Here is a 12677-nt window from a genome sequence, read left to right on the forward strand (position 1 = left end):
TAAGCAATGCTTAATTTTTTGAATTTTGAGCTTTTGTTTTTTATTTTAAGTAGTATTTATTTCTCTGGTACAAACTTTAATGCCACACCATTAATACAATGTCTTTTGCCTGTTGTATCACTTGGTCCATCATTAAATACATGACCTAGGTGACCACCACAAGTTGCGCAGTGCTCCTCATTTCTGCTATACCCTAATTTATTGTCTTTACCATAAGCCACATTGCCTTTTATTTCTCTATCAAAACTAGGCCATCCAGTACCTGAGTCAAACTTGTGCTCACTTTTAAACAATGGCGTATTACAGGCAGCACAATGGTAAGTTCCTTTACTATATTCCTTGTTTAATTCACTAGTAAATGGACGTTCAGTTCCTGCTTGTCGAAGTACATAATACTGTTGTTCTGTTAATTGTTTTTTCCATTCGGCTTCTGTTTTAGTAACAGGAAACGCTTTTTTTTCTTTTGTTTCACTTTTTTGAGCTGAAGAATTACAACTAAAAAATAAAGTGATTACAAATACTATTATTATCTTTTTCATACTATAAAAATACTTTTTTGTTTTAATAGTGTCGAAAGGATTAACAAAATCTTACCAATAAAAATAAGTAGGTTTAGGTGTTAAAATGAAGAATTTGTGCTTCCTTTTTAAATATTTTAATAATTAAATGCATTTTAAAGTCATTTAACGTCTTTAATCGATTATTAGCTATCTATTATTATTCCACTTTTGTACATTTTAGGAACAGTTTTTGTAAATTTATAATCAAATAATTAAAACCATTAACAATGAAATTGAAAAATAACGTACTTGGACTTTTGGTAGTTATACTATTTGTCTCTTGTGCAACAAACCCTTTTACAGGAAAAAAGACTATGGCTTTAGTGCCAAACTCGCAATTATTTCCTACAGCTTTTGCACAGTATAATCAAGTATTATCAGAAAGTAAAGTAGTGACAGGAACTGCACAATCCGAAATGATTACTAGAGTAGGACAACGTATAGCAGTAGCTGCAGAACGTTGGCTAAATGCTAATGGATACCAAGGGTATTTGTCAGACTATAAGTGGGAATATAATTTAATTGAAGAAGATGTAGTTAATGCCTGGTGTATGCCTGGAGGAAAAATAGTTTTTTATACAGGAATTTTACCAGTAGCTAAAAACGAAACAGCCATTGCTGCGATTATGGGACACGAAGTTGCTCACGCACTAGCAAACCATGGCCAACAACGTATGAGTGCTGCTTATGTACAACAAGGCTTAGCAGTTGCTGGAAACATAGCAATACAAGACGATGATGCACGTAATGCTTTTAACCAATATTATGGTGTGGGATCTAACGTATTAGGAATGTTGCCTTTTAGCAGAAGCCATGAAACCGAAGCCGATAGAATTGGTTTATACCTAATGGCAATTGCAGGATATAATCCTGATGAAGCTGCAGAGTTATGGAAACGAATGAAAGCTAAAAGTGGTGGTCAAGCTCCACCAGAATTTTTAAGTACGCATCCATCTAGTGATAGCCGTATTGTAAACCTTAAGCAATTAGCACCACAAGCTAAAGCTGAAGCTAAGAAATTTGGGACAACATCGTTTAGACCATTAGGTAGCTATTAATTTTAAATGGATTAAAAAATAAAAAAACTGCTCACATTGTGAGCAGTTTTTTTATTTTTAGCAAATCTATGAGAACACTCGAAAAAGGCAGTAAAAAATTATTAAATGCTTGGGCATTTTATGATTGGGCAAATTCAGTATATACGTTAACTATAGCCTCTTCAATATTTCCAATATTTTATGGTAATTTATTTGACTCTAAAGACCAGTTAGTTTCTGCCTTTGGTTTCGAAATGAAACAAACCGTATTAATTTCAATTATCACAGCATTTACTTTTTTAGTTGTTGCTTTCTCTTCTCCAATATTATCTGGTATTGCAGATTATATTGGTAATAAGAAAACGTTTATGAAGTTTTTCTGTTACGTTGGTGGATTAGGTTGTATAGGTTTGTATTGGTTTAGTTTAGACCATATCCATTTAAGTTTATTATTTTATTTTATGGGACTTATTGGCTATTGGGGCAGTTTAGTGTTTTATAATTCCTATTTGCCAGATATTGCTTTTGAAGAGCAACAAGATGCCATAAGTGCCAAAGGATTTTCTTTAGGGTATTTAGGTAGTGTGCTGTTGCTTATTTTAAACCTGGCAATGGTAATGAAACCTCAATGGTTTGGATTTGATATTGGTACAACCCAAGCGGAGTTAAATGCAGCAAAATTTCAGGCCATGAAAATTTCGTTTATAACTGTAGGTTTATGGTGGATTATATTTAGTCAATACACCTTTTATATTTTACCAAAAGGCGTTTCCGCAGGTCGAAAAGTCACTAAAGCTGTACTATTTAATGGATTTAGAGAATTAAAACAGGTGTGGCAACAATTGCAACAAAATTTAAGACTAAAACGCTATCTGTATGCTTTTTTTGTATTTAGTATGGCAGTACAAACCATTATGTTAATGGCTGTATATTTTGGCGAAAAAGAAATTGCTTGGGCAGATAAAGACGAAAAAACCAGTGGGTTAATAATTAGTATTTTAATCATACAACTTATTGCAATACTTGGAGCTGTTATTACATCGAAAATTTCAGAAAAATTTGGAAACATAAAAACACTAATTGGGATTAATTTTATTTGGATGTGTCTTTGTTTTTACGCCTATTTTATGGAAACTCCATTTCAATTTTATATAGCAGCAACTTTAGTAGGCTTTGTTATGGGAGGCGTTCAATCTTTGGCGCGCTCTACCTATTCTAAATTCTTACCAGAAACAGAAGACACCACATCCTATTTTAGCTTTTACGATGTCGCAGAAAAAATTGGAATTGTAATTGGGATGTCTATTTTTGCTATAGTGGACCAAATAAGTACAATGCGCTATGCTATTTTATTCTTATTTGTATTCTTTTTAATAGGTATTGTCTTGTTGTTAAGAGTGCCTAAAAACAATAGTATAAATCATTAATATTTTACTATTTTTGTTCATATATAAAATTTTAAAAATGAAAAAATTATTATCTATAGTATCATTATCCTTTTTGTTAGTTACTTTAAGCTGTAACGATGAGCCTTTGGAAGGTGATTTTGTAACAGAAAACCCAACCAATTGTGCTGAAACCACACAAGCCTTAGCTACAGCAGCTTTAGATTTTATTAATGTTTCTGATGAAAATTACACAACGTTATGTAATGCTTATAAAGTCGCTTTACAAAACCAAATTGCTGCTTGTGGAGACGAGGATAATAGTTTACAAACTATACTTGAGAGCTTAGGTAATTGTAATGATGATACAGAGCCAGATGCTTGTGAAACTGCTGAAAACGCTTCAAGTGTTGCAGAAGATGCTTTTGATAATGCAACTCAAGACAATTATAACGCACTTTGTGCTGCATTCAAAATGGCATTAGAGAATGAGATTACAGAATGTGGTGATGCAGATGGAAGCTTACAAGCTATGATTGATAATTTAGGAGATTGTACGTTTACTGCTCCAAATGTAGAAATTAGCCTTAGTGCTGGCACACTACCAATTGAGTTTGATTTAGTAAACGTGGTAACAGTTGGAACAACTTTACAGGTTACAGGAGAAACTTCTGCTCAAAATAATTATTCAATATATTTTGAAGTTGAAGAAGGTGCCACAGGAATGGAGATTATAAATAGTACTTTTGTATTAACATTATCTACAACAGATCCTGATTATTTTCCTTCAACGCAAGGATTTGATGATTTTACTTCTACAATTACCGAAAATGGTGCAGGAACCTTAGTAGGTTCTTTTGGAGGAATTGTAACTAATACTAGTGGAGGAGATTTAAGTTTAACACAAGGCACAATTAATATTATGTACTAATTAGTATAAATTTAATAATGCCACAGGTCTTAGTTTAAAGAGTTGTGGCATTTTTTATGGAGTATGACCTCGTATTATTTTTTTTTATTTAAGTTTGCTATCTAAATAATTAAAATGAAACATATCCAATCCTTAATATCTGTATTTATATTATTAATCACTTTAAGTTGTAACGATGAGCCTTTAGAAGGTGATTTTGTAACAGAAAACCCAACTAATTGTGCTGAAACTACACAAGCTTTAGCGACAGCAGCTTTAGATTTTATTAATGTTTCTGATGAAAATTATACCACGTTATGTAATGCTTACAAAGTGGCTTTACAAAACCAAATTGCTGCTTGTGGAGACGAGGATAATAGTTTGCAAACCATATTAGATAGCTTAGGTAATTGTAATGATGAAGAACCAGACGACAACGTAGAGGTTGTTGGTACATGGTTATTAACAGCATGGAATGGAGAAGAAGGTGCAGATTTAAATAACGATGGCACTTCTAGTACAAACTTTTTAGATGAAATGGATTGTTATAATAACGAAACTTTTGTCTTTAATGCAGATAATACAGGTACTGCAATGAGTACTTCTTTTGCAACCTTTACTTTTGAAATTGAAACTGGTACCACAGATTCTTATACATACACAGTAGAATGTGATCAAGAAATAGAAAATAATGATTTTACGTGGACGCAAACAGGAAACGTTATCACAATCACAGATACTGCAACTTCACAAGCTTCTGATTGGACACTTAACGGAAACGAACTGTCAACAGTAGTGCCAAGTGGGTTTGTAGCTTTTGATAGTGAAGATATAACAGTTACTGTAACACAAGATTTAACTTTTGTATATACTAAACAATAGAAATTTATTAAATAAGCAAAAGCCTCAAACGTTATTTAGTTTGAGGCTTTTTTTATAAAATAATGCTAAAAGTATTTGAAGTTTAATTTTGGTCAATATCTCCAGAACCTGTTATTTTTGTATTTATAGTACTAGGATTCCCTTTATAATCTATATCACCAGAACCTGTTACTTTAGCCTTTAATTTTTTAGTACTAACGACTTCAACATCTCCAGAGCCTGTTACACTAGCCTCAGTATTACTAGCATTTAATTTAAAGCCATGGAAATCTCCAGAACCTGTTACACTAGCTTCCAAATCCTCTGTATTACCAGTTAACGTTAAATCTCCAGAACCCGTTACTTTAGCTTTAATACTCTTTGCTTGCACATCTAAAATAATATCTCCAGAGCCAGAAACAGAGGTTTCAAAACGATTTTCTTTTATAGTATCTTTACTAGTAATGTCTCCAGAACCAGTGAGTGTCACTTTATCAATACTTTTAAAAGGAATAGTAATTGTTATAGTGTTATTTCGGCTTGTTTTTAAAGTAGTATTGTTTTCTGTTTTAATTATTAACTCATTGCCTTTTACTTCTACAACAATATATTCTAATAAGTTTTCTTCACCTTTAATAGTAATTTTACCTTCTGTTCCTTCTTCTAGTACAAAATCCATCCATCCAGCACATTTAATACTATCGTAATCACTTGTTGTTTTAGTGATTGTGGTTATAGTTCCATTACCTTTAATGGTTTTGTTTCCCCAAAGTTGGGCTTGTGCTGTTGTAGTTGTTATCACAGCACAAATTATTAAGATGCTTTGTTTTAAATAGTTCATAATTTTTTTGTTTTAATTGATGTTTTTTAAATGAAATGTTATTGGTAAATCTTAGTTTTTATAGAAGGAGACGCTTCCGTAGTCAGACTCTATTTTAACTAAGTTTCCAGAGTTGCTGTTTCCGTAATAGCCTTGGTAGTATTTACTTGTAGATTTAGTATTCTTTCTGGTAAACTCAAAGTCGTTTTCGTCTCTTAAAGAACCATAAGACAAGTCTAAATCGAAATTAAAATAATATTCAGGATCATAGCCAATTTTAATACCAACATAGTCTGAGTTAATATTAACATTACCAGCACCTTTTGCAAGTTTTTCAATTTTAATAGACCCATAATCGGCATCTATATTAATGTTTTTATATACTGTACCAATCACAACAGTAAGGTAGTCGCCATTTCCACTTAAATTATTTACGTTGTTTACAGTTAATCCACCATAATCGCAATTGTATTTTACGTTTTCTGCAATATCAATTTTAGATTTTGTATAGTCTGCATTAATATCTAAGTCTTTAGCTTTGGCAACTGTGTAACCACTATAATCTGCGTTAATGCTTCCGCTTTTTATATACTCAAAATAACAATTGTTTGAGTAATCAAATTCAATTTGATTATTGTCTGCCAATAACTCTTTTGTAGTTATTTTACCATAATCACAATTTAATTCTGCACGACCTTCCAAACGGTCTAAATTAATACTACCATAGTCATTATCTAACTTTACATTGTTTGTAATAGGCATTTTAACCAGGTAATTAATCTTCATGTTTACAGTATTGTTTGAGGTCCAACTAAACCATGATTTAGATTTGTTTTTTTCAAATTTGGTTTCTGCAGAGACCCATTCTTCCGAAGCTGAGAAATCCACATCAATATCGTTTAGTTTTTTCTGTACTTTATCTTCGTTATCTCCTGTGGTTGTGATAATGATTTCAAAAACAATTCTGTTTTCGTCCCAAGTTACTACATCTAAATTGCCATAACTATTATCAATTTTTAAAGTTGCATTGCTGTTAACATTAAACTCTTTTTTTATGGTTTTTGTCTTTTTATACTTTCCGTCTTTGTCTGCAACTGCAAAGCTAATTGTAGGAACTAAGAGCAGGAGTAAAGCATATTTATATAGTGTTGCTTTCATAGTTTTCGTTAATTTTAAGTTGTTTAATTTCTTCTATTTTTTGTAGTGTTGTTTGTAATACTTCAATTCGGTTTTGGAAATTGCTAATCATAGCATAAATCACACGCTTATCGTCTCCACTTTCTGCCAAATCTGTTTTTAATGCGTCATAAGCAGCTTCTAATTTGTTTAAACGCGTGGTAGCATCCTTAATAAGTTGTTGTGCTTCTGGTGTTTTTTCTTCATTTAGTTTTTGAAGTTCTTGTTTAATTGTTCTTGAGAAAAAGCTTTGCGTTTCTGCCATTTCTGGAGAGATACTCGCTAAGTCGTTTTGAGCAGTTTCGGTTTTTAAACCAAAAGTGAATACTATTATTAATGTTACTGTTGCAGCAATACCTAACAAAGGTTTCCAGAGTGAGACTGTTTTCTTTTTAACACTTATAATTGCTGTGTCGTTTTGGTGTTTTAATTTGTTTAAAAACCGAGCTTCGTGTCCAGCATTTGGCGCTTCACTATCAAATTGATTAGCAAGTGTTTCAAACAAAGTATCTAAATTATCTTTTTTCATCTTTTATTTCCGCAAAAGCGGTATTCTTTTAATAATTTAATTTTAGCCAACTAAGGCATGCAATTTTTTTCTTAAACTTTCCTTTGCTCTAGAGATAGTTGTTCTGCAATTGGCATAGCTTATATCCATTATTTTACTAATTTCTTCGTAATCGTAACCTTCGATTAAATGTAGTGTTAGTGCTACTCTGTAATTTGCTTTTAAGTGATTCATAGTCTCTAACACTTGTTTTGCTCTTAGGTTTGTAAATTCGTAATTTTCAACAATACCATCATTGTCTTCAATTTTATAAAGCACATCGTCTAAAGGTGTTTCATTATACTTTGCATTCTTTTTATAATGATAAATACTATTATTAATCACTATGCGTTTTAACCAAGCTCCAAAGGTTTTAATTTCTTTTAAACTATTTAACTTTGAAAAGGCAGTTAAAAACGATTCTTGCATTATATCTTCAGCCTCAAAACTATCTTTCACAATACGAAACGCTGTGTTATACATAGCGTTGTAGTATCTGTTATACAATTCCAACTGCGCAAATTGGTTTTGAGATTTACAGAGCGTTACAAGCTGTTCAATATTGTGGTTAATTAAATTCAATTATGATGGTTTGTTATTATAAAGAGGCTATTTAAATTGATTTGTTACAGTTTACTAAATTTTTTTTAACTTTTTTTCAAAGTTAAAAGATTAACAGCTTGTAATTGCTTGTGGTTGCATATAAACTGAAATGTAGAGTTATTCTATAAGAACATAGTTTTGGCATATTAATTGAACTTTTACAAGTAATGCTATACAACCTGTTGTGCTTAAATGCTTGTTTTACAGTAGGTTTTAATTGAAGTACATTGTATTAATATAAAAATAGAATTGTGTACACTTAAATGAAGTGACATAATGACTTAAAATAGTTATGAAAAAATCAAATTTTATAAGCCTTGACAGTTTGTCATTACAGGATTTTGATGAAAATTCAGAATTAATCCCATTAATGACTCCTGAAGATGAAGAAAAAATAAATAATGAGAGTTTACCAGAAACATTACCAATCCTGTCGTTAAGAAACACAGTCTTGTTTCCTGGTGTAGTAATCCCAATTACTGCAGGACGCGATAAATCCATAAAATTAATTAACGACGCTAATAAAGGGAGTAAAGTAATTGGTGTTGTCTCTCAAAAAGATGAAGCTGTAGAAAATCCAACAGCGCAAGACATTCATTCCATTGGTACAGTTGCTAGAATCCTAAAGGTATTAAAAATGCCAGACGGAAACACAACAGTTATTATACAAGGCAAAAAAAGGTTTAGTGTTGCAGAGGTTATTACTGAAGAGCCTTATATGAATGCTACCATTCGCGAAGTTGCAGAAGCCAAACCAGCGAAAAAAAATAAAGAATTTGAAGTTATTGTGGAGTCTATTAAGGATATGGCACTACAAATTATAAAGGACAGTCCAAATATTCCTAGCGAAGCGTCATTTGCGATTAAGAATATTAAAAGTCCTTCGTTTTTAATCAATTTTGTGTCTTCTAACATGAATTTATCTGTAGCAGATAAACAATCCCTTTTAGAGACAAACGATTTAAAAGAGCGTGCTTTAGCAACTTTAAAGTTTATGAACGTAGAGCTGCAGAAACTTGAACTTAAAATAGATATCCAATCTAAAGTTCAAAACGATATGAACCAGCAGCAACGCGAATATTTTTTAAACCAACAGCTTAAAACCATTCAAGAAGAGTTAGGCGATGGTAATGCAGAGGAAATAGAAGAAATGAAAGCGCGTGCAAAAGAAAAAAAATGGAACGAAAAAGTCGCTAAACATTTTGAGAAAGAAATCGCTAAAATGCAACGTATGAATCCTCAAGTTGCAGAGTACTCCATACAACGTAACTACTTAGATTTGTTTTTAGATTTACCTTGGAATGAGTATAGCAAAGATAAATTTGACTTAAAACGCGCTAAAAAAATATTAGATCGCGATCATTATGGCTTAGACGATGTTAAACGTCGTATTATAGAATATTTAGCTGTTTTAAAGCTCCGTAACGATATGAAATCACCAATTTTATGTCTTTATGGACCTCCAGGAGTTGGTAAAACCTCTTTAGGAAAATCCATAGCAGAAGCTTTAGGAAGAGAATATGTGCGTATGAGTTTAGGAGGATTAAGAGACGAAGCCGAAATTAGAGGACATCGTAAAACCTATATTGGCGCAATGCCAGGACGTGTAATCCAAAGTCTTAAAAAAGCAGGAACATCTAACCCTGTTTTTGTGTTGGATGAGATTGATAAATTATCCAATTCTCATCAAGGCGATCCGTCTTCTGCAATGTTAGAAGTGTTGGATCCAGAGCAAAACAGCGAGTTCCACGATAACTTTTTAGAAATGGGCTACGACCTCTCTAAAGTGATGTTTGTAGCTACTGCAAATAGTTTATCCACCATTCAACCAGCTTTACGCGACAGAATGGAAATTATAAATGTTACAGGTTATACAATTGAAGAAAAAGTAGAAATTGCTAAAATTCACTTATTACCAAAGCAATTAAAAGAACATGGTTTAACCAAAGAACATTTAAAAATTGGGAAAGCGCAACTAGAAAAAATAGTTGAAGGTTATACTAGAGAATCTGGAGTACGTGGTTTAGAAAAGCAAATTGCAAAAATGGTACGTTATGCAGCCAAAAATATTGCAATGGAAGAAGAATATTCTATAAAAGTATCTAACGAGGATATAATTGAAGTGCTTGGAGGTCCAAAACTAGAACGCGATAAGTACGAAAACAATAACGTAGCAGGAGTCGTTACAGGATTGGCTTGGACTAGAGTAGGAGGCGATATTTTGTTTATTGAGTCCATTTTATCTAAAGGAAAAGGAAACTTAACCGTTACAGGTAATTTAGGAAAAGTGATGAAAGAATCTGCAACAATTGCTATGGAATACATAAAAGCAAATGCAGACGAGTTTGGTATCGCATCAGATGTTTTCGATAAATATAATGTTCACATTCACGTGCCAGAAGGTGCAACTCCAAAGGATGGACCAAGTGCAGGAGTCACTATGTTAACGTCTTTAGTCTCTTTATTCACACAGAAAAAAGTAAAGAAAAGCATCGCCATGACTGGCGAAATCACATTAAGAGGCAAAGTATTACCAGTTGGAGGTATTAAAGAAAAAATACTAGCTGCAAAACGCGCAAGAATAAAAGAAATCTTACTTTGCGAAGATAACAGAAGAGATATTGAAGAAATTAAACCAGAATACTTAAAAGGATTAACCTTCCATTATGTTTCAGAAATGAAAGAAGTTATTAACTTAGCGCTTACAAATCAGAAAGTTAAAAATCATAAAACCCTCTAATATGAAAGCTTTAATTTACATTTTATGCTTTGTTTCCTTAATTACCTATGCACAGGAAACTAACGAAGTTAAAGAAGAATTTATTCCTATAATTATTGAAGACAAAGAAGCATTTATCTCAACAAAAACAGGTGAATATACTTATAGAGAACATGCAATTACAGATCCAACACAACTACAAACAACATCGAGTGGTGTAATTTATAAGGATATTAAAACGCATACAGTGAAGAAAAAGGAAACCTTATCTTCTATTGCTAAAAAACATAAAATATCTATAGATGAGCTTATAAAAGACAATGCATTAAAATCAAACGATTTAAGTATTGGTCAAGAACTTAAAATCATAAAACGCTTGCTTATAACCTCAAGTAGTCCTGTTATTGGATATTCTGGAGAGAAACGTATTTTAGCCAAATTACGTCCTGGTCAAACTCCTGGAGAATTAAATCCTCCACCACCTCCAAGTGAAATTCAGGTTTCAAAACCCACTAAAAGCACAAAACCTGCTGCAGGAATAACTCCTGCTGTAAAAGTAACAGAGACAGACGATTTATTTCAGGACTTAACAACTATGGAATCTGCCGAAAATGATAAAAATGAAGAGCAAGAAGATGTTGAAGCCGAAGTTAAAGCTAAAGTTGAACCTAAAATTGTAACTAAAGAACCTTCTCTTAAAGAAACTAAAGAAGACAGTAAACAAGAAATTGAAGAAGTAGTTGAAGTAGTTGAAGTTGCAGAAACAGCTATAGAAAATACAGAGTCAACACATAAAATAAAAAAACCAGAAGTTTTAAGTCCTTCGGAAGACGAAGCAGATGACACTAAGATTTATACAGTAGTAAAAGGCGATACCTTATATGGTATAGCCAAAAAACATAAAATGACTATAATCGCACTTAAAAAATTAAATAATTTAACCTCAAGTAGTTTAAGTATTGGGCAAAAGTTAAAAGTAAAATAAAAATATTTTCAATAGTTATACGTTTAACTATAGATTTATTTACTTTGCAACCATGATAAAAAAAATTGCCTCACTCTATTGTTTGCTACTTAGTTCAATTGCCTTTGCGCAATTAGGAGGTCAATCTACCTATCAATTTCTTAACCTAGTATCATCGCCAAGGCAAGCCGCATTAGGAGGTAAAGTCTTAACTAATGTAGATTGGGACGTTACACAAGCCTTATATAATCCCTCTACGATTAATCCAGATATGGATAATCAATTAGCCATAAACTACACTAATTATCTTGGAGGAATTAGTTATGGAACTGCAGCCTATGCCTATACTTGGGACAGACGTGTGCAAACCTTTCATGCAGGAATAACGTATGTAAATTATGGACAGTTTGATGGTTATGATGAGCAAGGAAACTCCACTGGTACTTTCTCTGGTAGCGAAGCAGCGCTTTCTGCTGGTTATGCGCTACAAATTGGCTATTCTGATTTTTACTTTGGTGCAAACTTAAAACTTATAAACTCTAGCTTAGAACAGTATAACTCTTTTGGAGTGGCAACAGATTTAGGTGTGTTGTATTTAGACGAAGATTTAGACTTCCAAGCCACACTAGTAGTACGTAACTTAGGAACACAAATTACTACGTACGCAGGTCAAAACGAATCCTTACCTTTAGAAATAAATGCTGGTTTATCGCAAACTTTAGAAAACGTACCATTACGTTGGCATTTAACTTTCGAGAATTTACAACAATGGCCAATTGGTACAGCAAATCCTGCACGTGCAACCACAGATTTAGAAGGCAATCAAACACAAGAAAAAGTGGGCTTTTTATCGCAAGTTGTTAGACATACCATTTTAGGCGCAGAGTTATTTCCAGAAGGTGGATTTAATATTCGCCTAGGTTATAATTTTAGACGAGCAGAGGAACTACGTATCGAGGACCAACGTAACTTCTCAGGACTTTCAGCTGGTTTTTCTATAAAACTTAATAAAATGCGTTTTAGCTATACACATGCTAAATATACGAGTGCAGCAAATTCTAATTTTTTCGGTTTACAAATTGATTTAAGATAATT

At 32.5% G+C, this 12677-nt stretch carries 12 protein-coding genes; 7 read left to right on the forward strand and 5 right to left on the reverse strand.

What is annotated here, in order from left to right:
• Window positions 1-56: 56 nt before the first annotated feature.
• Window positions 57-539: a peptide-methionine (R)-S-oxide reductase MsrB gene (msrB, locus tag ACVC5O_RS06600; protein ID WP_452220683.1), complete on the reverse strand. Its 483-nt coding sequence runs from the start codon at window positions 537-539 to the stop codon at window positions 57-59.
• A gap of 248 nt (window positions 540-787) precedes the next feature.
• On the opposite strand from msrB, the gene ACVC5O_RS06605 reads away from it, so the two are divergent.
• From ACVC5O_RS06605 to ACVC5O_RS06620, 4 genes are all read left to right on the forward strand, one after another.
• A complete protein-coding gene (locus ACVC5O_RS06605; RefSeq protein WP_452220684.1) occupies window positions 788-1618 on the forward strand; it encodes a M48 family metallopeptidase in 831 nt (276 codons plus the stop codon).
• 68 nt (window positions 1619-1686) lie between these two features.
• Window positions 1687-3024, forward strand: coding sequence for an MFS transporter (locus ACVC5O_RS06610; protein WP_452220685.1), 1338 nt, complete (start codon window positions 1687-1689; stop codon window positions 3022-3024).
• Window positions 3025-3061: 37 nt separating this feature from the next.
• On the forward strand, window positions 3062-3913 hold the full coding sequence (locus tag ACVC5O_RS06615) for a hypothetical protein (RefSeq protein WP_452220686.1): 852 nt from the start codon (window positions 3062-3064) through the stop codon (window positions 3911-3913).
• Window positions 3914-4027: 114 nt separating this feature from the next.
• Window positions 4028-4774, forward strand: a complete 747-nt coding sequence (locus tag ACVC5O_RS06620; RefSeq protein WP_452220687.1) for a hypothetical protein — start codon at window positions 4028-4030, stop codon at window positions 4772-4774.
• Between the two features lie 82 nt (window positions 4775-4856).
• On the opposite strand, the gene ACVC5O_RS06625 is transcribed toward ACVC5O_RS06620, so the two are convergent.
• From ACVC5O_RS06625 to ACVC5O_RS06640, 4 genes are read right to left on the reverse strand one after another with little or no spacing between them, the layout of a single operon-like run.
• A complete protein-coding gene (locus ACVC5O_RS06625) occupies window positions 4857-5594 on the reverse strand; it encodes a head GIN domain-containing protein (protein WP_452220688.1) in 738 nt (245 codons plus the stop codon).
• A gap of 51 nt (window positions 5595-5645) precedes the next feature.
• Window positions 5646-6731 carry a hypothetical protein gene (locus tag ACVC5O_RS06630; protein WP_452220689.1) on the reverse strand — a complete coding sequence of 362 codons (1086 nt, stop codon included), beginning with the start codon at window positions 6729-6731 and terminating at the stop codon, window positions 5646-5648.
• Entirely contained in the window at window positions 6712-7278 is a 567-nt protein-coding gene (locus ACVC5O_RS06635) for a hypothetical protein (protein ID WP_452220690.1), read from the reverse strand. Before ACVC5O_RS06635 ends, ACVC5O_RS06630 begins: the two co-directional genes overlap by 20 nt.
• A gap of 42 nt (window positions 7279-7320) precedes the next feature.
• Entirely contained in the window at window positions 7321-7878 is a 558-nt protein-coding gene (locus ACVC5O_RS06640) for an RNA polymerase sigma factor (protein WP_452220691.1), read from the reverse strand.
• Between the two features lie 313 nt (window positions 7879-8191).
• Here ACVC5O_RS06640 and lon point away from each other — a divergent pair, with 313 nt between their 5' ends.
• Genes lon through porQ form a run of 3 tightly spaced genes read left to right on the forward strand, consistent with a single transcriptional unit; the run spans window position 8192 to window position 12675 of the window.
• Window positions 8192-10639 carry an endopeptidase La gene (lon, locus tag ACVC5O_RS06645; RefSeq protein ID WP_452220692.1) on the forward strand — a complete coding sequence of 816 codons (2448 nt, stop codon included), beginning with the start codon at window positions 8192-8194 and terminating at the stop codon, window positions 10637-10639.
• A gap of 1 nt (window position 10640) precedes the next feature.
• A complete protein-coding gene (locus ACVC5O_RS06650; RefSeq protein ID WP_452220693.1) occupies window positions 10641-11603 on the forward strand; it encodes a LysM peptidoglycan-binding domain-containing protein in 963 nt (320 codons plus the stop codon).
• A 52-nt stretch (window positions 11604-11655) separates the two neighbouring features.
• A complete protein-coding gene (gene porQ, locus ACVC5O_RS06655; protein WP_452220694.1) occupies window positions 11656-12675 on the forward strand; it encodes a type IX secretion system protein PorQ in 1020 nt (339 codons plus the stop codon).
• Window positions 12676-12677: the final 2 nt, after the last annotated feature.

This window comes from Lacinutrix salivirga, from assembly GCF_053604675.1.

Bases quoted from the DNA above. Each gene is read 5' to 3' on its own strand.
- msrB (WP_452220683.1), bottom strand. From the start codon at position 539: ATGAAAAAGATAATAATAGTATTTGTAATCACTTTATTTTTTAGTTGT.
- ACVC5O_RS06605 (WP_452220684.1), top strand. From the start codon at position 788: ATGAAATTGAAAAATAACGTACTTGGACTTTTGGTAGTTATACTATTT.
- ACVC5O_RS06610 (WP_452220685.1), top strand. From the start codon at position 1,687: ATGAGAACACTCGAAAAAGGCAGTAAAAAATTATTAAATGCTTGGGCA.
- ACVC5O_RS06615 (WP_452220686.1), top strand. From the start codon at position 3,062: ATGAAAAAATTATTATCTATAGTATCATTATCCTTTTTGTTAGTTACT.
- ACVC5O_RS06620 (WP_452220687.1), top strand. From the start codon at position 4,028: ATGAAACATATCCAATCCTTAATATCTGTATTTATATTATTAATCACT.
- ACVC5O_RS06625 (WP_452220688.1), bottom strand. From the start codon at position 5,594: ATGAACTATTTAAAACAAAGCATCTTAATAATTTGTGCTGTGATAACA.
- ACVC5O_RS06630 (WP_452220689.1), bottom strand. From the start codon at position 6,731: ATGAAAGCAACACTATATAAATATGCTTTACTCCTGCTCTTAGTTCCT.
- ACVC5O_RS06635 (WP_452220690.1), bottom strand. From the start codon at position 7,278: ATGAAAAAAGATAATTTAGATACTTTGTTTGAAACACTTGCTAATCAA.
- lon (WP_452220692.1), top strand. From the start codon at position 8,192: ATGAAAAAATCAAATTTTATAAGCCTTGACAGTTTGTCATTACAGGAT.
- ACVC5O_RS06650 (WP_452220693.1), top strand. From the start codon at position 10,641: ATGAAAGCTTTAATTTACATTTTATGCTTTGTTTCCTTAATTACCTAT.
- porQ (WP_452220694.1), top strand. From the start codon at position 11,656: ATGATAAAAAAAATTGCCTCACTCTATTGTTTGCTACTTAGTTCAATT.